21 protein-coding genes and 1 tRNA gene are annotated in these 22067 nt (G+C 67.8%); 6 read left to right on the top strand and 16 right to left on the bottom strand.

Going from position 1 to position 22067, the window contains the following annotated elements; genetic code table 11:
• Positions 1–16 precede the first annotated feature (16 nt).
• The 9 genes from prcA to JOF48_RS17145 all read right to left on the bottom strand — a co-directional run bounded on the left by prcA (position 17) and on the right by JOF48_RS17145 (position 9120).
• Positions 17–772 carry a proteasome subunit alpha gene (prcA, locus tag JOF48_RS17185; RefSeq protein WP_209682748.1) on the bottom strand — a complete coding sequence of 252 codons (756 nt, stop codon included), beginning with the start codon at positions 770–772 and terminating at the stop codon, positions 17–19.
• Position 773: 1 nt separating this feature from the next.
• Complete coding sequence (gene prcB / locus JOF48_RS17180; RefSeq protein WP_209682744.1) at positions 774–1595, bottom strand: proteasome subunit beta; 822 nt, start codon at positions 1593–1595, stop codon at positions 774–776.
• A 5-nt stretch (positions 1596–1600) separates the two neighbouring features.
• The gene (locus JOF48_RS17175; RefSeq protein WP_209682742.1) at positions 1601–1807 is read right to left on the bottom strand and encodes a ubiquitin-like protein Pup; all 207 of its coding nucleotides are present in this window, start codon (positions 1805–1807) and stop codon (positions 1601–1603) included.
• Positions 1808–1923: 116 nt separating this feature from the next.
• Positions 1924–2646 carry a hypothetical protein gene (locus JOF48_RS17170; RefSeq protein ID WP_209682739.1) on the bottom strand — a complete coding sequence of 241 codons (723 nt, stop codon included), beginning with the start codon at positions 2644–2646 and terminating at the stop codon, positions 1924–1926.
• A 53-nt stretch (positions 2647–2699) separates the two neighbouring features.
• Complete coding sequence (dop, locus tag JOF48_RS17165) at positions 2700–4271, bottom strand: depupylase/deamidase Dop (protein ID WP_209684725.1); 1572 nt, start codon at positions 4269–4271, stop codon at positions 2700–2702.
• A gap of 14 nt (positions 4272–4285) precedes the next feature.
• On the bottom strand, positions 4286–6076 hold the full coding sequence (gene arc, locus JOF48_RS17160; protein WP_209682736.1) for a proteasome ATPase: 1791 nt from the start codon (positions 6074–6076) through the stop codon (positions 4286–4288).
• A 38-nt stretch (positions 6077–6114) separates the two neighbouring features.
• The gene (locus JOF48_RS17155) at positions 6115–7164 is read right to left on the bottom strand and encodes a tRNA (adenine-N1)-methyltransferase (protein ID WP_209682734.1); all 1050 of its coding nucleotides are present in this window, start codon (positions 7162–7164) and stop codon (positions 6115–6117) included.
• A 76-nt stretch (positions 7165–7240) separates the two neighbouring features.
• A complete protein-coding gene (locus JOF48_RS17150) occupies positions 7241–8389 on the bottom strand; it encodes a site-2 protease family protein (RefSeq protein WP_342591291.1) in 1149 nt (382 codons plus the stop codon).
• Entirely contained in the window at positions 8386–9120 is a 735-nt protein-coding gene (locus JOF48_RS17145; protein WP_209682731.1) for an HAD family hydrolase, read from the bottom strand. The genes JOF48_RS17150 and JOF48_RS17145 overlap by 4 nt, the downstream gene beginning before the upstream one ends.
• Positions 9121–9260: 140 nt before the next feature.
• Here JOF48_RS17145 and JOF48_RS17140 point away from each other — a divergent pair, with 140 nt between their 5' ends.
• Complete coding sequence (locus tag JOF48_RS17140) at positions 9261–10118, top strand: PAC2 family protein (RefSeq protein WP_209682728.1); 858 nt, start codon at positions 9261–9263, stop codon at positions 10116–10118.
• 153 nt (positions 10119–10271) lie between these two features.
• Here the strand turns inward: JOF48_RS17140 and mshC are convergent, their stop codons facing one another.
• Together mshC and JOF48_RS17130 are read right to left on the bottom strand one after the other, a co-directional pair.
• Complete coding sequence (gene mshC / locus JOF48_RS17135; RefSeq protein WP_209682725.1) at positions 10272–11582, bottom strand: cysteine--1-D-myo-inosityl 2-amino-2-deoxy-alpha-D-glucopyranoside ligase; 1311 nt, start codon at positions 11580–11582, stop codon at positions 10272–10274.
• A 35-nt stretch (positions 11583–11617) separates the two neighbouring features.
• Positions 11618–12454, bottom strand: coding sequence for an undecaprenyl-diphosphate phosphatase (locus tag JOF48_RS17130; RefSeq protein WP_209682723.1), 837 nt, complete (start codon positions 12452–12454; stop codon positions 11618–11620).
• Positions 12455–12562: 108 nt separating this feature from the next.
• Here JOF48_RS17130 and JOF48_RS17125 point away from each other — a divergent pair, with 108 nt between their 5' ends.
• Entirely contained in the window at positions 12563–13483 is a 921-nt protein-coding gene (locus JOF48_RS17125; RefSeq protein ID WP_342591290.1) for an aldo/keto reductase, read from the top strand.
• Positions 13484–13501: 18 nt separating this feature from the next.
• Here JOF48_RS17125 and JOF48_RS17120 read toward each other — a convergent pair whose 3' ends face one another.
• A complete protein-coding gene (locus JOF48_RS17120) occupies positions 13502–13768 on the bottom strand; it encodes a hypothetical protein (protein ID WP_209682718.1) in 267 nt (88 codons plus the stop codon).
• Between the two features lie 164 nt (positions 13769–13932).
• On the opposite strand from JOF48_RS17120, the gene JOF48_RS17115 reads away from it, so the two are divergent.
• On the top strand, positions 13933–14172 hold the full coding sequence (locus tag JOF48_RS17115) for a DUF5703 family protein (RefSeq protein ID WP_209682705.1): 240 nt from the start codon (positions 13933–13935) through the stop codon (positions 14170–14172).
• A 72-nt stretch (positions 14173–14244) separates the two neighbouring features.
• Here the strand turns inward: JOF48_RS17115 and JOF48_RS17110 are convergent, their stop codons facing one another.
• Both JOF48_RS17110 and JOF48_RS17105 read right to left on the bottom strand, forming a co-directional pair.
• Positions 14245–15396: an acyl-CoA dehydrogenase family protein gene (locus JOF48_RS17110; protein ID WP_209682702.1), complete on the bottom strand. Its 1152-nt coding sequence runs from the start codon at positions 15394–15396 to the stop codon at positions 14245–14247.
• A gap of 48 nt (positions 15397–15444) precedes the next feature.
• Entirely contained in the window at positions 15445–16749 is a 1305-nt protein-coding gene (locus JOF48_RS17105) for a M20/M25/M40 family metallo-hydrolase (protein WP_209682700.1), read from the bottom strand.
• 192 nt (positions 16750–16941) lie between these two features.
• Here JOF48_RS17105 and JOF48_RS17100 point away from each other — a divergent pair.
• The 3 genes from JOF48_RS17100 (at position 16942) to JOF48_RS17090 (ending at position 19743) form a co-directional block, all read left to right on the top strand.
• Positions 16942–17024, top strand: a tRNA-Leu gene (locus JOF48_RS17100).
• 227 nt (positions 17025–17251) lie between these two features.
• Positions 17252–18001: a DUF2786 domain-containing protein gene (locus JOF48_RS17095; RefSeq protein WP_209682697.1), complete on the top strand. Its 750-nt coding sequence runs from the start codon at positions 17252–17254 to the stop codon at positions 17999–18001.
• Positions 18002–18063: 62 nt separating this feature from the next.
• On the top strand, positions 18064–19743 hold the full coding sequence (locus JOF48_RS17090; protein WP_209682694.1) for an alpha/beta-hydrolase family protein: 1680 nt from the start codon (positions 18064–18066) through the stop codon (positions 19741–19743).
• A gap of 40 nt (positions 19744–19783) precedes the next feature.
• On the opposite strand, the gene JOF48_RS17085 is transcribed toward JOF48_RS17090, so the two are convergent.
• On the bottom strand, positions 19784–20686 hold the full coding sequence (locus tag JOF48_RS17085) for a MaoC/PaaZ C-terminal domain-containing protein (protein ID WP_209682691.1): 903 nt from the start codon (positions 20684–20686) through the stop codon (positions 19784–19786).
• Positions 20686–22062 carry a 3-oxoacyl-ACP reductase gene (locus JOF48_RS17080; protein WP_342591289.1) on the bottom strand — a complete coding sequence of 459 codons (1377 nt, stop codon included), beginning with the start codon at positions 22060–22062 and terminating at the stop codon, positions 20686–20688. Before JOF48_RS17080 ends, JOF48_RS17085 begins: the two co-directional genes overlap by 1 nt.
• Between the last annotated feature and the right edge of the window lie 5 nt (positions 22063–22067).

Below are 22067 nucleotides of genomic sequence, written 5' to 3'. Positions count from 1 at the left end.
AAAAAGTGTTGCGTCTCTAGCTTCCGGCGGCCAGCGCCAGGGCCACTTCGTCGTCGCTGAGGCGCCGGAAGGTGCGGTGCGTGCCCCGCTCCGCCGCCGCCTTGCGCTCCAGCACCGCCACCTCAAGTGAGGCGGCCGGCAGGTGCGCCCCGCCGGATCCGCCAGGTGACGGTGCACCGGACGCGGCCGCAGCTGCCTGTGCGTGCGGGGACTCGAGCGCCGCCACGGCCCAGCGCAGCGCCTGGGCCATGCCGGCCCCGCGCTGCCACTGCGCAGCCAGGGCGGCTTGGACAGTCTCCGCCTGCCCGCCCATGGCCAGGAAGCCGCTTTCGTCCGCGATGGAACCATCAAAGTTCAGCCGGAAAATGTGGTCACCGGACTCGGACTCCCCCACCTCGGCAACCGCCAGCTCCACCTCGAAGGGCTTCTGCTCGGCCGTGAACACCGTGCCCAGGCTCTGCGCATAGACGCTCGCGAGGCCGCGGGCCGTGACGTCCACCCGGTCGTAGGAGTAGCCGCGGACGTCGGCATAGCGAACTCCGGCCTGGCGCAGGCTCTCAAATTCGTTGTACTTGCCGACGGCGGCGAAGGCGATCCGGTCGTAGATCTCACCAATCTTGTGCAGTGTGGGCGAAGGGTTTTCCGCCACGAGGGCGATCCCGTCCCGGCAGCTGAGCACCACCACCGACTTGCCGCGGGCAATGCCCTTGCGGGCAAAGTCGGCCCGGTCCTTCATGACCTGTTCAGGAGAAACGTAAAATTGCTGTGCCATGCTAGGCCTCCCTGCGTTCGGCCGTGCGACGGGCCACAATGGCTTCCACCACGGCGGCCAGGGCGTCCTGCCCAACCCGGGCGGCGCCGTCGGCCGTCACCAGGTACACCACGGGCCACAACTGCCGGACCAGGTCCGGCCCGCCCGTGGCGGAGTCGTCGTCGGAGGCGTCAATGAGCGACTCGACGGCCACCGCAACGGCCTCGTCCGCGCTCAGCCCGGGACGCCACAGCTTCTTGAGCGCACCGCGGGCAAACACGGAACCGGAGCCCACGCTGTGGTGCTCCAGCTCCTCGTAGCGCCCGCCGGTGACGTCGTAGGAAAACAGCCGGCCGGCAGGCTCGCCCGCCTCGACGCCGGCAAACAGCGGAACCACTGAGAGGCCCTGCAGCGCCATGGGCAGGTTGGCCCGGATCATGGCGCCAAGCCGGTTGGCCTTGCCCTCCAAGCTCAGCTGTGTGCCCTCGATCTTCTCGTAGTGCTCCAGCTCCACCTGGAACAGGCGCACAATGTCGATGGCGATCCCGGCCGTCCCGGCAATGCCGAGCACAGAATGCCGGTCCGCCGGGAACACCTTTTCAATGTGCCGGTTGGCGATCATGGAACCCATGGTGGCGCGCCGGTCTCCCGCCATCAGCACGCCGCCGGCAAACGAGAGCGCCACGATGGTGGTCCCGTGCGGGGTTGCAGGCAGTTGGCCGGGGCCCATGCTTGTGCGGAACGGCAGCAGTTCTGGATTGCTGCGGCTCACATGGTCAAAGAACGACGACGAGGTGCCCCCGGCTTCCAGCGCCGGGAACCCCCGCCCCACCTGGCCGCCCATGGCGGCTACTGTCCGCCCTTTTGGACGAATCCGCGCACAAACTCCTCGGCGTTGCTCTCCAGCACGCCGTCGATCTCGTCGAGGAGGTCGTCCACGCCGGACGTTGCAGCCTGCGCAGCGGCCGAGTCGGGGGACGGCGCGGGCAGCGGCACATCCTCAACATGTTCCTCTTCGGTACGCGAGGAGACGTTTTTCTGTTCCTGTGAAGCCATGATGCGTCCTTATATGCGTGGTTCGTGGGCACCGGCTCCGGTGCCTACAATCCATCCTGCCACGGACACCCCCGGTTTGCCTGCGTTCAGGGGTTCGGCTTGGACGCGGGCCGCGGCTACTTGGCGGCAACCGCCGCCAAGGTCTTGTTGACCAGTTCCGAGAGTTCGCTGATGCTGGGGGTTTCGGAGCCGCCGGAGACCTGGGTGGCGTTGACGGTGACGGCGCCCTGGGTGGCTTCCACGACGGCGGTCTTCGTCACGGTGCCGACGGAGAGCTCCTGGCTGATCATGAAGGCGGCGTCCTCCTCGGCTGAGGTGTCCGCTTCCGCCTCGGTGATGGTGGTCTTGATGGTCATGCCCGAGACCTCCAGGGTGAACTCGCCGCATTCGGCGCGCCTGTCGTTGGTGGAGGAGGCCAGTTCGCCCAGGGCGGCGGGATCTCCGGAAACAAGTGTGACCACGGTTGCCCCGGAGGTTTCCAGGTCCACCCAGCTGCCGGCGGCCGAGACCGTGCCCTCGGGCAGGTCCAGGCTGGTCTGGTTGGCGTCCTTGCAGGAGGCCGGGGTAACTTTCGCGTTTTCAAAAAGCTTCTTGGAGAGCTCGTCGCTGCCCTCCAGGGCAGAGGCGGGCATGACCTCGGCGGACTCCCCCGCGGCGTTGGTCAGCGAGCCGACAATCTGCTCAAGCTCGGCGGCAGTGAGGACCTTGGCCTTGACCTGCTCCTTTTTGGCTTCCTGGCTGCTGCCGTTGTCCGTCGCTGCAGGGCTGCCACAGGCGGAAAGGGCCAGGACGGCGGCAGTGGCGGTGGCAGCGATGAAAGACGAACGTGCTGAAGGCATGTTTCCCCCGGGAAATGGATAGTCAAACGAATGGATGTTCGTCCAACTTATCTTTAGACGGAACCTGACACCAACTCGGCGAGGAAGTCTTCCAAATGCTGGTGGCGGTCAAAAAGGGGCTGGGTCAGCTCCTTGTTGCCGCGCAGCGGCTCCTTGGTGGACACACGCTGCAGGCGGCGCAGGGACGGCAGCTCGAAAATGACCGAATCCCAGCTGGCCCCCACAACATTGGCGCCGAACTGCTGGATGCAGCGGCCCCGGAAGTAGGCGCGGGTGTCCGACGGCGGTGATTCGACGGCCGCCGCGATGGATTCGTCGCTGACCATCCGCTCCATGCGCCCTCGTTCCAGCAGCTTGTAGTACAGCCCCTTTTCCGGCCTGATGTCGGACCACTGCAGGTCGATCAATCCCAGCCGGGGGTCGTCCCAGGCCATGCCGTCACGGGTCCGGTACTGCTGCAGCAGGTTGAGCTTGGCCACCCATTCCAGCTGGCCGGCCAGCGACATGGGGTCGCGCCCCAGTCCGTCCAGGACTTCCTCCCACTTGGCCAGCACGGCGGCCGTGTGGCCGTCGCCCGTCTCAGGGTGGCTGGAGCCGTTGGCGGCGCAGTGTTCCTTGGCGGCATTGAGGTAGCGCCACTGCACTTCGAGGGCGGTGACGGCGCTGCCGTCGGCCAGGAGGTGCTTGCCGCGCAGTTCCCAGTCGTGGCTGACGGCGCGCAGCGTCGCCACGGGGTCGGCGAACCGGAGCACGGGTGCGGTGCCGTGCTCAATCATGTCCAGGACCAGCGCCGTGGTGCCGAACTTGAGGTAGTTGGAGACCTGGCTGAGGTTGGCGTCGCCGATGATCACGTGCAGGCGCCGGTACTTGTCGGCCACGGCGTGCGGCTCGTCGCGGGTGTTGATGATGGGGCGGCGGATGGTGGTTTCCAGTCCCACCTCCGCCTCGAAGAAGTCGGCCCGCTGGCTGATCTGGAAGCCCGCCCCGGAGCCGTCCTGGCCCAGCCCCACCCTGCCGGCCCCGCACATGACGGCGCGGGTGGCGAAGAACGGGGTTAGCCCGGAAACAATGTTCTGGAACGGCACGCCGCGCGGCATCAGGTAGTTCTCGTGGCTGCCGTAGGAGACCGCCTTGTTGTCCGTGTTGTTCTTGTACAGGTTCACCCCGGGCATCCCGGGCGTGGCGGCGATGCGCCTGACGGCGGCCAGGGCCACCAGGTCCCCGGCCGCGTCCCAGCGGACGGCGTCGAGTGGGTTGGTGACCTCGGGCGAGGAGTATTCGGGGTGGGCGTGGTCCACGTAGAGCCGCGCCCCGTTGCCCAGCACCATGTTCATCATGGGCGGCAGGGACGGATCCCCGGTTTCCCCGCCCTCCAGCGCGATCTGGGCTGCGGTGAGCTCGGTGTCGGTGAGCTGGCTGGGGTGCGCCGCGGCCCGGGCCATGGACCAGCCGCGGGCGTCGGCCAGCGGATCCTCGTCCGTGTAGTCCCACCGGGTCTCCCCGCCGGCCGAGGCGCGGTGCGCCGTCGACTTTGAATAGGCGTTGACCACCTGGGTGGACAGCCAGGTGGCGTTGAACTGGCCCGCACCGGGGGCGTGGATGCCGTATTCGGTCTCCGCCCCCATGACCCGCACAACGCTCACAGGTACTGCCCTGTGTTGGGGAGGGTTTCCAGGGTCTTGCCCGGGACCTGGCCCTCCTTGCTCTGGATGATGGTGCGGATGTAGGTGATCCGCTCGCCCTTCTTGCCGGAGATGCGGGCCCAGTCATCCGGGTTGGTGGTGTTCGGCATGTCCTCATGTTCACGGAACTCGTCCACCACGGCGCGCAGCATGTGCTCGATCCGGATGCCCTTCTCACCGCTGGTCAGCAGGTCCTTGATGGCGTACTTCTTGGCCCGGTCCACCACGTTCTGGATCACCGCACCGGAGTTGAAGTCCTTGAAGTAGAGCATTTCGGTGTCGCCGTTGGCGTAGGTGACTTCCAGGTACTCATTGGACTTGTCGGTGGCATACATGGCCTCCACGGTGCGCTGGATCATGGCGTCCACAGTTTCCTGCAGGTCCCCGTGGTTGGCGGCGACGTCGTCGGGGTGGAACGGCAGGGAGGTGGTGACGTACTTGGTGAAAATGTCGGCGGCGGCCTCGGCGTCGGGGCGCTGGATCTTGACCTTCACATCCAGGCGGCCGGGCCGCAGGATGGCCGGGTCGATCATGTCCTCGCGGTTGGAGGCACCGATGACGATGACGTTGTCGAGGCGCTCGACGCCGTCGATCTCGCTCAGGAGCTGGGGCACGATGGTGGTTTCAACATCCGAGGAGACGCCCGTTCCGCGTGTGCGGAACAGGGAGTCCATCTCGTCAAAGAACACCACCACGGCGCTGCCGTCAGAGGCCTTCTCACGGGCACGGCTGAAGATGAGCCGGATCTGGCGCTCCGTCTCCCCCACATACTTGTCCAGCAGTTCCGGGCCCTTGATGTTCAGGAAGTAGCTCTTTTGGTCCTTGACCCCGGAACGCTCTGCTGCGCGCTGGGCAAGGGAGTTTGCGACGGCCTTGGCGATCAGGGTTTTGCCGCAGCCGGGAGGGCCGTACAGCAGGATCCCCTTCGGAGCCTTGAGCCCGTGCTCACGGTAGAGGTCCGGGTGCAGGAAGGGCAGTTCCACGGCGTCGCGGATCTGCTCGATCTGGGAGGTGAGCCCGCCAATGTCGGAGTAGGAGATGTCCGGGACTTCCTCCAGGATCAGGTTCTCCACCTCTGAACGCGGCACCTTTTCGAGCGCATAGCCGGTGCGGCCCTCCACGGTCAGGGCATCGCCGACCTTGACGGCGCCCTGCAGGGCGCCGGCCAGCCGAACCACGCGTTCTTCGTCGGCGCGGCCAATGACCAGGGCGCGGGTGGTTCCCAGCAGTTCCTTGACGGTGACCAGCTCGCCCACCTGCTCATAGCCCAGGCCGGCAATCACCGTGAACGCCTCGTTGAGCAGGACCTCCTGGCCCACGCTCAGCTCGGAGAGCCGCAGCAGCGGGCTCAGGCCAACCCTCATTTTGCGCCCTGACGCGTAGATGTCCAGGCTCTCGCGTGTTGCCGCGACGTTGCCGCCCGTGCCGTGCCTGGGCGCATTGATGGCCAGGATGGTGCCGAAGCCGTAGGGGGGTTCGCCGTCGTTCTCCAGGGCGCTGCGCAGCTTCAGGATCTCCGTCTTGGCAGTCTCCAGCATGGCCACGAGCCTGGAGTTGTTGGTGGTTGCCGAGGCGAGCTGGCGGTCAAGGTTGCGTGCCTTGTCCCGCAGCACATTGAGCTGGCGCTCCAGCACGGCCTGCTGCCCGGGGCCCGCTGAATAGCTGGCACCGAGTGAGCCCGGCGCAGGGGTGGCTGCAGGGTTCGACGGTTCCGGGGTTGCAGGGTTGGTGTGGGTGGGGTCGCTCATGGCCGGGATACCTTTCGCAGTCGGCTGGTACTTCGAGTTTAGTGCCCTTGCTCCGGAGCCGCCGGAACCTCGCCGCCCTTGGACTTGGTGCCCTTGGTCTGCACGGTGGAGGAGGCGTCGCGGGCGGCGCGGCGCAGTTTCCTGTCTGAGACGGCGGGCTCGCCCACGGCCTCGGGCGTCCAGGCGTTGAGGTCCTCGGCGCTGAACTCGCCCTTGGACTTCTTCTTCAGGTTCAGGCCCGTCACGCCGTCGGCAAGCCGGCGGGTGACCATCAGGAAGCCGGTGTGGGCCACCATGCGGTGGTCGGGGCGCACGGCGAGGCCTTCCAGGTGCCAGCCGCGGACCATGGATTCCCAGGCGTCGGGTTCGGTGAAGCGGCCGTCGGCGCGGATGGCCTCGGCGGTGCGGGAGAGCTGGGTGACGGTGGCGACGTAGTTGATCCACACGCCGCCGGGAGCCAGCACGGTGGCCACCGCGTCGAGGCATTCCCAGGGTGCCAGCATGTCAAGGACCACGCGGTCGATGCTGCCGGGGGCTTCCTGGGCCACGACCTCGTCCTGGAAGTCGCCGAGTGAGATCTTCCAGGCCGGGTGCGGGCCGCCAAAGATGGTTTCCACGTTGCCGCGGGCAATGTCGGCGAATTCCTGGCGGCGCTCGAAGGAGTGCAGGTAGCCGTCGTCGCCCACGGCACGCAGCAGCGAGATGGACAGTGCACCGGAGCCCACGCCGGCCTCAACGACGCGCGCGCCGGGGTAGATGTCGCCCATGGTGATGATCTGGCCGGCATCCTTGGGGTACACGACGGCTGCACCGCGCGGCATGGACAACACAAAGTCGGAGAGCAGAGGGCGCAACGCCTGGTACTGCTGGCCCACGTTGCTCTCCACGATGCAGCCCTCGGGGGAACCGATCAGCAGGTCATGGTTGAGGAAGCCCTTGTGCGTGTGGTAAGCCGTGCCGGGTGTCAGGGTGATTGTGTTCATGCGGCCGCGCTCGTCGGTCAGTTGGACGCGTTCGCCGGCCCGGAAGGGGCCGCGGCGCTGGTCGGCGCCGTGCGGTGCGGCTGCTGTGGGGTCTTGCTGCTTCATGGAAGTTCCTGTTCGTGATTGTTGCTCGCAAAATGAAGGGTGCCGCCGGGGGCGGACGGGGCTGGCGGGGCGGGCCTCAGGCGGCCTTGCCCGTGATGGCTGCGACCACCCTGGCCTGGGTGAGCAGGCCGGTGACCCTGCCCAGGGGGTCGACCACCGCGTATTCGACGTCGGGAAGCTGCGACAGGTACGTCACCAGCTCGGCGCCTGACGCGGTTTCCGGGACATAGGCGCCCGGCGAGAGGGCCCGCGCCACGGCCGTGGCCGGTGTGCCGGGGGCGGCCTGTGGGGGAACATGCGCCAGGGCGTGTTCATCAACGACGGCGTTCGGCCGCCCGTCCGCGCCAAACAGCACGATTGGGGCGTCCGGGTGTTCCCCGCGCAGCGTCCACAGCTGGGCCACGCTGCACTGGACGGAGGCGCCGGCCGCCGGGAGGGCGAGGCCGGCAGCCGTGATGCCGGGCAGGCGCAGCCTGATGCCGGCACCCTTGATGGAGGCCGAGGCGCCCATCCAGAGGAAGCCTGCCAGCAGGATCATGATGAAGGTGGTGGTCAGGTCCGGTTCGCCGCCCGTCAGGTATGGCACCGCCAGGACCCCCACGGCAAACAGCACCACGATGATCCGGCCGGCCCAGCCGGCAGCAATGGTGCCCCGCTCCTGGCTTCCGGTGCTCTTCCACACGATCGATTCCACCAGCCGGCCGCCGTCGAGCGGCAGCCCCGGGAGGATGTTGAAGGCGCCGATCAGCAGGTTTGCCCAGATGAAGATGTTGGTCAGCAGGAAGGCAATGAGGACACCCAGCGACGCCGGTTCCGGCAGCGCCAGCTTGACGAGCCAGCCGAGCCCGGCCAGCACAAAGTTGGCCACGGGCCCGGCAAACGCCACCACCAGGGCCTTGCCGGGGGTGGCGGTGCTGAAGTCGAACTCGGTGTGCCCGCCCCACAGGTTCAGCACGATCTTGTGTGTGGGCCAGCCGTACATCTTGGCCGCAACGGCGTGGGCCAGTTCATGGATGAGCACCGAAAACAACAGCAGCAGTGCGTAGCCGAACGCCACCGGGTACGCCCAGTTGCCGAAGGGTCGGGTGAGCTGCGGGCCAAAGACCAGGACGGTGATGGCAGCAATGAGGAACCAGGAGTTGGCAAGGATGATGGGGGTGCCGCGGACCGAGCCCAGGACCAGTCCCTCGCGGCGCGGCTTCGTGCCCGGTGCAGGACCGCTCACAAAGCAGCCCCGGCGGCGGCGCGCGCCAGCACAACGGCAGCAACGTCGTCGGCCGTCTTCCCTGAAAGGGTGTCCCAGGTGGTGCGGCGCGGGTCCTCCGGCAGCGGCACGGCGTGCGGGATGGCAATGGTGGCCACACCGGAGGCGATCGCGGAGGCCACGCCCGGCACGGAATCCTCGAGCGCTGCGCAGTGGGCCAGCGTCAGCGAGGGGTCGCTGCGGCGCAGCCGCTCGACGGCCAGCAGGTACGGTTCCGGGTGCGGCTTGCCGTTCTCCACTTCCTCCCCCGTGATGAGGAACTCAAAGTAGGCCTTGCCCAGGGCGTTGACGACCTCCGTGGCCATGGGGCGCTCGCTCATGGTGACCAGGGCGCAGCGGACGCCGCTGGCGTGCAGGTCGGCGAGGAGTTCCCGGGCACCCGGGCGCCACGGCAGCTGGCGGCGGATGCCGGCGATGACGGAGTTGGAGAGGTTGTCGATGATCTCACGCGTGGACAGCGCCACCCCGGCGTTTTGCAGCACGGCGGCGGTGGATTCCAGCGCATTGCCCACCAGGGACATGGCGTCGGCCTCGGTCCAGTGCCCGCCGTGGGCGGCCACGAGCTCCATTTCGGCGGCAATCCAGTAGGGTTCGGTGTCCACCAGGGTTCCGTCCATGTCCCACAGGACGGCTTTGAGTGCGGGTTCGGCAGGTGTGCTGGGGTACAGGGCATCGGCAGCGTGTGAAAGCATGCCCCCAGTCTACGTGGATTGCGCGGGCCCCCCGGTTCCGCCCCGGCACGTGCACGCCCGGCTCGCCGCGCGGCCGGTGTGGTGCACACAGGGCAAGGGGGCCGTAGGGTGGAGTTGTGAGCAGAAATGATGATGGAGCAATGAGGCGGATGCTGGATCCGCTGCCCGGCGAGGACCGCGTAACGGTCATGCTGGCCGCCTTCGAGGGCTGGAACGACGCCGGCGAGGCCGCCAGCGATGCGCTGGCCCACCTGCACCGCCTGTGGGGTGCCAAGCGCGTGGCCGTCATTGAGCCCGACGACTTTTACGATTTCCAGTTCACCCGCCCCGAGGTGCGCCTGACCTCCCGCGGCGGGCGAAAGATCAAGTGGCCGCTGACCAAGATCACCAAGGCGTCCATCCCCGACTCCAACATTGACGTGGTCCTGGTCCACGGCATCGAGCCGTCGTACCGGTGGCGCGCCTACACGGCCGAGCTGCTGGCCAAGGCTGCCGAACTCAACGTCAACTACCTGCTGCTGGTGGGTGCACTGCTGGCCGATGTCCCGCACTCCCGCCCCATCCCAGTCACGGCCACGTGCGACGACGAGGAGCTCGCCGAGAACCTCGGACTCGAACAGTCGCAATATGAGGGTCCCGTGGGGATTGTCGGGGTGCTGAACGAGGTGGCGATGCTGGCGGGCATGCCAACGATCTCGCTGTGGGCTGCCGTGCCGCACTATGTGGCCCAGGCGCCCTCCCCCAAGGCGCAGCTGGCCTTGCTCAACCGGATTGAGGACTTCCTGCACGTGCCGCTGGACACCCACGACCTCGGCGAGGACGCCCAGGCGTGGGAGCGCGGTGTCAACGAGCTGGCGGCCGCCGACCCGGAAATTGCCGCATACGTCCAGCAGCTGGAGGAGGCCAAGGACACGGCCGAGCTGCCGGAGGCCACGGGCGAGTCGATCGCCAAGGAGTTTGAGCGGTACCTGCGCCGCAGGGGCCGCGACCAGCCGTAGCTGCCTGGCCCAGCCCCTCCCCTGCCCCCCATCTTCGAACTGTGACGCGGTTGTTGCACCGTTTCGGGCATTTTTGGCCTCATTTGGTGCATCAACTGCGTCACAGTCGGGGCGGGGCTGTCTTGGGCGGCCCACCGGGTGGGCCGGACCCGTTTAGAGCTCGATGCCCAGCAGCGCCTCAACCGAGTCGGAGACCATGTCGGCGTCCTGTTCGGAGGCGCCGTTGCCGGCATCCCCCGCCACGGCCGCCTCGGCCTGCAGCGCCTGGGCGGCCCAGGCGTCGACGGCGGCGAGGGCGCGCGGGGCGTCAAGGTCGCTGCTCAGTGCCGCCCGCAGTTCGGACAGCAGCGGCTTGCCCGAGCCCTCGGGGGCTGCGTGGAGGGCGTCGCGCCAGCGGGCCAGGCGCAGTTCGGCGTCGTCGAGAAGCTCCTGCGTCCAGAACCAGTCGCTGCGGTAGTGGTTGGCAAGGATGGCCAGGCGGATGGCGGCGGGGTCGATGCCGTCCGCGCGGAGCTTGGAGACCAGCACCAGGTTGCCCAGCGACTTGCTCATCTTTTCCCCGTCGAGGCCCACCATGCCCGTGTGGGTGTAGTGGCGCGCCATGGGTTCGTGTGCGAGTGCGAACGCGTGGCCGGCACCCATTTCGTGGTGCGGGAAGATGAGGTCGCTGCCGCCGCCCTGGACGGTGAACGGCTGCGGCAGGTACTTCTGGGCGATGACAGTGCATTCAATGTGCCAGCCGGGGCGGCCGTCGCCGAGTGAAGCACCGGGCCAGTGGGGTTCGCCGTCGCGTGCGACGCGCCAGAGCAGGGCATCCAGCGGGTGCCGCTTGCCGGAGCGGTCGGGGTCGCCGCCGCGTTCGGCGAAGACGGGCCGCATCTGCTCCCGGGTGAGGCCGGAGACCTGGCCCAGCCACCACGCGGCGTCCGGGCCCCCTTCCCGGGTGGCAGCGGAGGCGGCCTCGACGGAGAAGTAAATGTCGCCGTCGGGCTCCCCGTTGGTGCCGGCCACCGGGTAGGCCAGCCCTGCCGCGACGAGCTCCTCAACCTTGGGCACAATCCACTCAATGGCCTCGACGGCGCCGACGTACCAGGTGGGTGCCAGGACGTTGAGTGCTTCCATGTCTTCGTGGAACAAGGCCGTCTGGTCGGCGGCCAGCTCACGCCAGTCAACTCCATCGCGGGCGGCCCGCTCCAGCAGGGGGTCGTCGATGTCGGTGACGTTCTGCACATAGCTGACCGCGCGGTCCTGGTCGCGCCAGGCCCGGTTCAGCAGGTCAAAGGCAACGTACGTGGCGGCGTGCCCCATGTGCGTGGCGTCATACGGGGTGATCCCGCAGACATACATGCTGGCGGGATCCGTCTCCGGCAGGGCGACCACGCGCTGCTGTGTTGTTTCGTGGAGCGCGATGGCCGGCATGCGGCCGGGGAGCTGGGGCAGGGCATGGGACTTCCAAGTTTTCACACCGTTCAGCTTAGCGGGTCGGGCGCGGGCCCGTGCTACGCCGTAATGACCCCGGTGCCCAGCAGCAAGTACAGGGCCACGCCAAGGGCGATCCGGTACCACACAAACGGGCGGAAGCTCTTGGTGGAGATGTACTTCAGGAACCAGCCGATGATCAGGTAGCCCACAACAAACGCGATCGCGGTGGCGAGGGCCGTCTGGGGGATGCTGAACGGCCCCTGGGCGCCTTCGTGTTCGCCAAAGATCTTGTACAGCTCATACAGGCCGCTGGCGAACACGGCCGGGATGGCCAGCAGGAATGCATAGCGGGCGGCAGCTTCGCGGGTGTATCCCATGAGCAGCCCGGCCGTGATGGTGCCGCCGGAGCGGGAGACTCCGGGAATGAGTGCCAGGGCCTGCGCAAAGCCGTAGATGATGCCGTCCTTGTAGGAGAGGTCCTCCAGGTGCTTGCGCTGCGTGGCGACATGGTCGGCGACGGCCAGCAGCAGGCCAAACACGATAAGCGTGGTGGCCACGAGCCACAGGTTGCGGAACGTGCCCTCAATGTATTTCTGAAACACAACGCCCAGCACCGCGATCGGCAGCGAGCCGATGATGACCAGCCAGCCCATGCGGACGTCGGGTTCGTTGCGCGGCACGCGGCCCCGCAGCGAACCCCACCAGGCCTTGATGATGCGCACGATGTCGCGCCAGAAGAAGATCAGCACGGCCGTCTCGGTGCCCAGCTGTGTCACAGCCGTGAAGGCCGCACCCGGATCCGCCGCCGACGGCAGGAACTTGCCCACCACAAACAGGTGGGCGCTGGAGGAAATCGGGAGGAATTCTGTCAGGCCCTGCACAAGGCCCAGGAAGGCAGCTTCAAACCAGTTCACGGGTTTTAGCCTAGAGCATGCCAGGCGCCTCCCCCGGCCACGGACGACGGCGGGTGCCCCGGCAGGAGGGCAAACCACCGTAAGCTTGGCGCTATGGAACAAAGATTCATGGGCACCAGCGGTCTGCGTGTCTCGTCCCTGGCGCTGGGCACGATGACCTGGGGCAGGGAAACTGAGGCCGAAACGGCCGGAATGATGCTGCGCGACTTCCTGGATGCCGGGGGAACGACCCTTGACACGGCGGTCAGCTACGGCGAGGGCCGCAGCGAAGCCATCATCGGCGAACTGCTGGGGGATGTGGTTCCCCGCAGTGATGTTGTTCTCATTTCCAAGGCCGGAATCAGCCACCGCAACGGCCTGCGGATGGTCGACACCTCGCGCAGGGCCATGCTGGCCGGGCTTGACGCCTCACTGGCCCGGCTCGGCACCGACCACCTGGACCTGTGGCTGGCCCATATCTGGGACGGCAACGTCCCGCTCGAGGAGACCCTGGGTGCGCTGGAATTCGCTGTCTCCAGCGGCCGAGTCCGCTACGCCGGCGTGTCCAACTACAACGGCTGGCAGCTGGCCCGCGCCGCCACCTTGTGCGAAGCCCCGCTGGTGGCCAACCAGGTGGAGTATTCGCTGCTGCAGCGCGGTGTGGAACGGGAGGTCATCCCGGCGGCCGAGCATGTGGGGGCCGGCCTGCTGTGCTGGGCCCCCCTGGGCCGGGGTGCGCTGACGGGAAAGTACCGCGGCGGCGTCCCGGGGGATTCCCGCGCCGCGAGCGAGACCATGGCGTCCTATGTGGAGAAGTACCTGGACGGGCGTCCGGCCCGGATCACCGACGCGCTTGTCACCGCCGCCCGCGGACTGGGCCGCGCACCCCTGGATGTTGCGCTGAGCTGGCTGCTGGACCACCAGTCGGTCTCGGCCGCCGTGGTGGGCCCGCGCACGCAGGACCAGCTCAAGGACACACTGAATTCTGAATTGACTCCGCTTCCCGACCAGATCGCCGGGGTCCTGCGGGAGATTTCCCGGCTGGGCTGAACGGCTGCCCGGGGCCGGCTATTCGCTGATCGGCTCCAGCTCGTCGTCGCCGTCCTCGTCGGTGTCGTCGCCGAAGTCCTCGTCCTCACCGTAGATCACCAGCGGGGTGACCTCGTCAAAGGCGTCGAAGAGGGCTTCCTCATAGGCCTCAAAGGCGTCGATGATGCCCAGGAAGGTGGCCTCAACAATGGGGTCCTCCTCCCCGCGGCGGGCCGAGGCGGCCACAAGGTGTTCTTCCAGTGCTGTGGTCAGGGCACTCAGGGCGGCGCGGGGATCAATGCTCATGCGATTGACGCTACCAGTGAGCGGGGGAACTTGAAAGTCATTTTTTGCCCCTCCGCCGGACCCGGCTGCCCGACATGTCCGTTTCCGCCCGCCGGAGGCGCCGTGCAAGGGGTAGCGTGGGGCATGAAGGCAAGGTCCGGTCCCGCTGGAGAAAGGATGTGTGCATGAGGGAAGTCATCAAGCCCGTCGCCAAGGGCAGGGGTGCGCCCCTGCGCCAGTACGAGTACCTGCTCATCACCGTCTCCTCCGGCGAATCCGTACCCACCGCCTACCAGCGCCTGCGCGAGCACGCCGAATACGGCAAGTGGGAACTTGAACGCAGCACCCTCTACATGGGCGGGGAACGCAGGTACCTGATGCGCCGCAAGGTGCTCCGGGTGGAGCGGACCTTGGACATCTACTAGGCCCGCACCACACCGTGGCCGGCGCCCGGTCCGCCATGCGTTCCATGCCACGCACGACGGCGCCCGGCCCGCCTAGGGTTCGACCGGGCCCAGCCACGCATTGGCCACAGTATTGTGCGCCGACTCGTCGTCGGAGGGGTGGAAAATTCCCGCCAGCACGTCCCGGTACAGCCGGCCCAGCTCGTTGCCGGCAAAGTATGTCCCGCCGCCGCTGACCCGGATCGCCTTGTCCACCACGTCCCGCGCCGTCTCCGTGGCACGGATCTTCAGCCCCACCATCTTCGGGAACCACAGCCTGCCGTGGTCCACCTGCTGGTCCACGTCCCGGGCCACGGCCGCCAGCTGCGGGTACAGCCCGTCCATGGCCAGGGCGGCGTCGGCAACGCGCCAGCGGATGTCCGGGTCCTGCGCGTAGCTCTTCCCCGTCTTCTTGGACGTGCGCCTGTGCACCTGGGCCACGGCGATCTCCAGCGCCCGCTCCCCCACGCCGGTGTACACGGCGGCCAGGAGTGTTTCAAAGCAGGCAAAGATGGCGAAGATCAGCGGGTCGGCGTTGGGGCCTACCGGGAGCTTGCGGAACACGCGGTCCGCCGGGGACACCGCGCCCTCCAGCACGGTGGTGCAGGACTGGCTGGCGCGCATGCCCAGCGTGTTCCAGTCGTCCTTGATCGTGTAGCCGGGGGTCTCGCGGGTGATGAAGCCGAACACCAGCTCCGGATCCAGCCCCGTGGAGTCCTTGCCGAAGATGCCCAGCCGCGTCCACGCCGGGGACAGCGAGGTGAAGATCTTGGTCCCCGTGTAGGCGTAGCTGCCGTCGCCCTGCGGCGCCGCCACCGTGTTGGAGTCGAACAGCACGGAGTCGTTGCCGGCCTCGGAGATGCCGAAGGCAAACACCTCACCTGCCACCGCCTCCTGCAGCACCCAGTGCAGCGAATCGTCGCCGCGCTCCATGAGCAGGTGTGCGACGCCGGTCCACACCAGGTGCATGTTGACCGCCAGTGCGGTGGCCGGCGCGGCCGTTGCCAACCTGCGCTGCGCGGCGGCGGCCGCTTCCAGCCCAAGCCCCAGCCCGCCGTCGGACTTGGGGGCAAAAAGCCTGAGGTAGCCCTGCTCCTTCAGCTCGGCGAGGTCCTCGTGGCAGAACTCGTTGCGTTCGTCATAGCCGCGGGCCCGCTCCCGGAACCGTTCGAGCAGTTCGCCGGGCAGGATTTCTTCAGGTGTCATGGTGGTGCCTTTCGCGATATGCGGCGGCCGGCCGGGCCGTTGCATGGTTCAGTAAGTGCTCAGCAGGCGGTCCAGGACCCGGGCGCCGAACTTGAGGGAGTCGACGGGGACGCGTTCGTCGACGCCGTGGAACATGCCGGTGAAGTCCAGCTCCGGGGGCAGCTGCAGCGGGGCGAAGCCGTATCCGGTGATGCCCAGGCGGCTCAGCGACTTGTTGTCGGTGCCGCCGGAGAGGGTGTAGGGCAGGACGGTCGAGCCGGGGTCCTCGGCGTGGAGGGAGTCGATCATGGCGTCGACGAGGTTGCCGGCGAAGGGGGTTTCCAGGGATACGTCGTTGTGGATGGTGGAGATGTCGATGCCCTCGCCCGCCAGTTCGCGCACGATTTCCAGGACCTGCTCGTGCTGGCCGGGCAGGGTGCGGACGTCAATCATGGCCTCCGCCGTGCCGGGAATCACATTGGCCTTGTAGCCGCCCTTCAGGTAGGTGGGGTTTGACGTGTTTTGCAGCGTGGCTCCGACGAAGCGGGAGACCGTGCCGAGCTGGCGCAGCAGGGTGTCCGGGTTGGACTCGTCGAATTCGATCCCGGTCAGCTCCGAGACCCCCTCGAGGAAGGCGCGGGTGGTGTCGGTGTACTCGATGGGCCACTTGTGGTCGCCGATCCGGGTCACGGCGCGGGCCAGGCGGGTGACCGCGTTGTCCGTGTTGATGTGCGAGCCGTGGCCGGCCCGGCCGTGGGCGGTCAACCGAAGCCAGGCCAGGCCCTTCTCAGCTGTCTGGAGCAGGTAGGCGCGCTTGCCGTTGATGTCCGTGGAGAAGCCACCCACCTCGGAGATGGCCTCGGTGGCACCCTCGAAAAGGTCGGGACGGTTGTCCACCGACCAGCGGGCGCCATAGGTGCCTCCGGCCTCTTCGTCGGCGAAGAAGGCGAAGACGATGTCGCGCTTCGGCTTGCGGCCTTCGCGCCCCATGGACCGCATGACGCTGAGGATCATGGCGTCCATGTCCTTCATGTCCACGGCGCCGCGGCCCCAGATCAGCCCGTCCTTTTCCTCTCCGGCGAACGGGTCAACGGTCCAGTCGGCCGCTTCGGCGGGGACCACGTCAAGGTGGCCGTGGACCACGAGCGCGGGAAGGGAGGAGTCGGTGCCCTCGATGCGGGTGACCACGTTGGCCCGCCCCGGCGAGGACTCGTACAGCTCCGTCTCGAGCCCGGCGTCGTTGATGAGTGCGGCCACATGCTCGGCAATCGCCCGCTCCCCCGGGCCCTCGTTGTCGGCAAAGTTGCTGGTGTCAAAGCGGATGAGGTCGGCACAGATGCCGGCAACCTCGTCCTCGGGCCTGACGGTGTTCAAGGGGAAACTCCTTATGTCTGGTGCGTTTGCTCCAGCCTACCTTTTGGGCCGTTTGGCGGGGCCTGCAGGCATGGATTCCGGGGCCGGAACACCCGATTGTTGTTTCAGGCAAAAGTCGTGCTATTGTTTTCATCGCTGCTGCAGGGAGCAACGGTTCAAGCGAGAGCCTGAAACGGTTTCCTGTCATCACCTGCGCGGGTGGCGGAATGGCAGACGCGCTAGCTTGAGGTGCTAGTCCTGGAAACGGGGTGGGGGTTCAAGTCCCCCTCCGCGCACAAACGAACTCCCCAAGAAACGAAAGTTTCTTGGGGAGTTTTTTGTTTCCTCTCATACGTGGGCTGGGAATGTCCCTTGAAACGGGCATGGCGGCCAAGAATGTCGGTGCCTGCCGATACCGTCGGGAAGATCACAATCCGGCAGCTTTTTCCGGACGGGAACAACACAGGACAAGCAGAACAGTGCGGCCGGACAGCGGCTGCAGCGACACAAGGGGTGAACCACCATGGAGAACAATCCGGACCTCGCGTCACAGGCCGCCCGCAAGGCGGACAAGACGCTGGCATTGATCATGAAGCTGCTGGCCAAGGCGGAGGGCACCCCGTTTCCCGCCGAGGCCCAGACGTTCCAGGAACATGCCGAGCGCCTCATGGTGCGCTATGGGATCCAGCAGGCGGCCATCGACGCCGAGGCAGGCAAGGCTGGCCGGCCGCGCGAGACCATGGTGGAGGAACGCTTTGAGGTCGGAGGCGCCTACCGTGTGGGCCGTGCGCACGGCTTCATCGCCATTGCCACCGCCTTCGACACGGTCAGGGTCCTGCTGGCCACCACGTCGAAACAAAAGGTCATCTACTTGATCGGTGCCGAGTCCGACGTCGCCCAGATCCTCCGGCTCTTCACGTCCCTGCTGCTGCAGCTGGAGGCCGCCATGGCCGCCTGGTGGGTGGAGTACCCGTACAAGCCGTACCTGAGCGCGCATGAGAAGACTCTGGAACGGCGGCAGTTCCAACTGGCGTTCCTGACCACGGTGGCGCAGCGGCTGAGCAGCATCTACGCGCAGGAGGTGGCAACCGGCGGGCCTGGCAATGCGCTGGTGCTGGCCGGCCGCAAGGAACGGGCCGAGGACCACGCGCACCAGCTGTACCCCCAGGCCCGCGCCGCCCGGCGGTCAGCCATCGCCTTCGGTTCCGCCAATGCGCATGCGGCCGGCCAGTCCGCCGGAAACCGCGCATCCGTCAACAGCGAGATCCGATGATGGCGCACCGCCGCCTCCGGCCCGGCTAGGCTGGGATTCCACTTCGAGGCAGGACATCATCCATGGGCAGCATCCGAACCGCCTCACTTTTCGGCGCCATTGCGGGCGTCGCCGCGGCCGGGCTGGCGCTGACCCCGTCGCTGGTCCCCCGGCCTGCCGTGTTCCAAGGGTTCCTGGCCGGGCTGGCATGCATTCTTGCTTATGTTTTCGCCGCATGGCTGTGCACGGCCGCCCACAAATTTCTCGTCCGACGGCGGCTGCCCGCCTGGCCGGCGACGCTGCGCCTTCCGGTGTGGCTGCGTATCGCAGCTGCTGCCGCCCTGCTGCTGTATGCAGTGCTCGTTGGCGTCGTCGCTGTGCGGTGGCAGAACGACGTCCGGACCCACGTGGAGATGCCGCCCGTTGACGGTCCGGACTTCGCCGGGTTTTTTGTCGCGGCGCTGTTGACGGCCGCCGCAACCCTTGGGGTGCGGTGGTGCCTGCACCGCACCGCGGCCGCCGCACGGCGGGCCTCGGGCCGGGCCGGGCTGCCGTCGGGGTTCGCGGGTCCGGCCGGGGTGCTGGCCGGCGTGCTGGTTGCATCGCTGGCGGCCACTGTGCTGGTTTCCGCAGCCTTGTGGGGCACCGACCGCGTGTATGGGGCGCGCAACGCCACAACCCCGGCCGGGATTTCCGAACCCTCCTCCACCCACCGCTCCGCAGGTGCGGATTCAGCCGTCAGCTGGGACAGGCTCGGCATGCAGGGACGGGCCTTTGTCGGGGGCGGGCCCACTGCCGCCGCCATAGGGGCTGCCACAGGCAAGGCGGCCAAGGAACCCGTGCGGGTTTATGTAGGTGCCGGCCAGGAAGATTCCATGGCCGCACGTGCCGCCGTGGCGGTCGCCGAGCTCAAGCGCACCGGCGGCTTTGACCGCTCCGTGCTGATGGTGGCCACACCCACGGGTTCGGGCTGGCTGGAGCGCCAGGCAGTCGACTCGCTGGAGTACCTGCATGGCGGGGACACCGCCATTGTCTCAATGCAGTATTCCTACCAGCCCAGTTGGGTGTCGTTCCTGTTTCACCAGGACCTCCCCCGCGAATCAGCACAGGCCCTGTACGCAGCCGTCGCCGAGGAACGCAATTCCATGCCGGCTGCGCAGCGCCCTGACCTGGTGGTTTACGGGCTGAGCCTGGGTGCCTCCGGCATGCAGTCTGCCTTTTCCGGCGCGCAGGACCTTGTCGACAGCGTCGACGGAGCCGTGTTCTCCGGGGCACCCAACAACTCCCAGCCATGGGGCACGCTGCAGGAGACGAGGGACGCCGGCTCCCCCGAATGGCAGCCTGTTTACCAGGCGGGGCGCAACGTGCGCTGGCTCTCCAACAACGGGGACTTCGACGCACTGGCCGGGCCGTGGGTCGCCGGCCGCGTGGCGTATCTGCAGCATGGCACCGATGCCGTGACGTGGCTGTCCCCGCGGCTCATCTGGGAAAAGCCGGACTGGCTGAACGGGACGGCTGCCGACGGCGGCCGCGCCCCCGACGTCAGCGACTCCATGCGCCGGGTTCCCCTGTTCACATACCTGCAAGTGGCCGTGGACATGTTCGTTGGCGAGGCTGTCCCCGCCAGCCACGGCCACAACTTTGGCGATGTGGCCGTTGGCGCGTGGAACGGGGTGGCACCCAGCGGACTGGAGCCGGCCGCCGTCGACCGCATCCAGGGGATCATCTCCGCCTACCCCTACGAGGACTCCATGGACAACTGAGCCTTCCCGCCGGCACGTGCCAGAGGGAAGGCCCAAATGCTCAGGAGGCGGTCACGGATCCGCTGAAGAACCTCCGGGAACTGTGCGCATTCCAGGCGGTGAACTCCGAGCCCAGCCAGGCGCCGTCGTCAGCCCTGCGGTCAACCACCTCGAGCGATACGGTGGCCGGCAGGAAGATGGGCGAGTCAAAGGCGATGTCCCAGCTGTACGCCGGCGGCTTGGCCAGCGGAACCGTGGCCAGCACCCGGGCGGCGGCGTACATGCCGTGGGCGATGGACCGGCGCATGCCCAGCACCTTGGCGCTCAGGACGCTGAGGTGGATGGGGTTGAAGTCGCCGGACACCGCCGCATAGGCCCGCCCGGTATCGACGCCCAGGCGCCACTGCGCCGTGGGCGCCGGTGGCACAAAGTCCACCCGCACCGCAGGCTCTGACGGCTTGTCCAGGCCTGGCAGGAACACGCCCTTCGCCAGGTAGGTGGACACCCCACGCCACAGCAGCGCGGTGCCGTCGCCGCTAAGCACCTCCGCCACGATCTGAACCTGCGTGCCGCTGCGGTGCCCGGTGAGGTCCCGGGCCCAGGCGCGGACGGAGAGCTCGTCGTCGAAATGCACGGGGGCGAGGTGTTCCACCTGGTTGCGCAGGTGGATCATGCCCAGCAGCGGCAGCGGAAAGTCCTCCGCCACCATGACGCTCATGGCAACTGGGAACGCGAAGGCGTGCAGGTAGCCCGAGGGCAGCACGTCGCGGGCCGGCTCGCCCATGAGGTGTGCAAACTCTGTGACCTTGGCCAGGTCAGGCCGGACGCCGCGCACCTCCACGGCTGTCGCAGGCAGGGCCACGACCGGGGCGGTGCGCAGCAGGCTGCTCTTGGCGGCAGTCGCGGCCGCGTTGACGTACAGCTTGGACAGCGAGGGCATCTCGCTCAGCACGGTCTCGGCCATCACTGTCCCACCAGGTTCTGGCCGCACACCCGCAGCACATTTGCCGTAACGCCGGCCGCGGCGGGCTGGGCAAAGTAGGCGATGGCCTCGGCCACGTCGCCGGGCCGCCCTCCCTGCTGCAGGCTGTTGAGCCGGCGCGCCACCTCGCGGGTGGCGAAGGGGATCTTGGCCGTCATGTCGGTTTCGATGAACCCGGGTGCGACGGCGTTGACCGTGCCGCCGCGCTCCGCCATCAGCTTCGCGGTGGAGCGGACCATGCCGATGACCCCAGCCTTGGACGCGGCATAGTTGCTTTGCCCGCGGTTGCCGGCGATGCCGCTGGTGGAGGAGACGCTGATGATGCGCGCGTTCCCGGCAAAGCTGCTGCTGGCCAGGAAGGCCTCGTTCATGCGCAGCTGCGAGGCGATGTTGACGGCAATGACTGAATCCCACCGGGCCGCGTCCATGTTGGCCAGCAGCTTGTCCCGGGTGATGCCGGCGTTGTGCACCACGATGTCCAGGCGGCCATGGCGGCTGATGGCATGCTCCAGGATGCGCGCGCCGGCATCCGGTGCCGTGACATCAAGCTGCAGTGCGGTGCCGCGGATGGAATTGGCGACGGCGGCCAGGTGGTCGCCCGCTGCCGGGACGTCCACGGCGATGACCGTGGCGCCGTCGCGTGCCAGGGTGCGGGCGATTGCGGCACCGATGCCGCGGGCTGCGCCCGTGACCACGGCGACGCTGCCGTCCAGCGGCCTGGCCCAGTCCGTGCCAGTGGCTGCACCGTCCGCGGAGGCGGTCAGGAACTGGCCGTCCACGAATGCCGACCGCCCGGAGAGGAAGAAGCGCAGTGCGGACATGGCACTGGGCGCATCCGCTGCGATGCCGTTGGCCAGCAGCACGCCGTTGGCCGTGGCCCCGGCACGCAGCTCCTTGGCCACGGAACGGATGATGCCGTCCACGCCGTTGCGGGCTGCGGCCAGGGCGGGGGCGTCACTGTCCAGGGCTGGCCGGGAGATGCTTACGATGCGCGCGTTCCTGTTGAGGTCGCGCAGCGCTGCACCGATGGTCAGCATTGGATCCGAAAGCTGTTCGGGGTGCTCCAGGGCGTCCAGCACCACAACAATGGCACCCAGCTTCTCCTTGGGTGTTGCATGGCGCCGCACGTCCTGGTGCCAATCAAGCAGCACCCGGGCAACGCCGTCGGCCCCGGCGCCCTGGCCCACCACCAGGATGGGGCCCTCCACCAGCGGAGCGTTGGGGCTGTAGCGGCGCAGCACGGCCGGCTGCGGCAGGCCCAGCCGCTTGGCCAGGTCGCGCCCGAAACCGCGGCTGACGAATTCGGTGTACTTGTCTGACTTGTCGCGGATGGCGGAGGCCTTGTTGGTCTGGCTCACGGGTG

Source organism: Arthrobacter stackebrandtii (assembly GCF_017876675.1).
In the GTDB taxonomy this organism is placed as follows: domain Bacteria; phylum Actinomycetota; class Actinomycetes; order Actinomycetales; family Micrococcaceae; genus Specibacter; species Specibacter stackebrandtii.
This window is presented reverse-complemented; position numbering and strand designations above follow the sequence as displayed.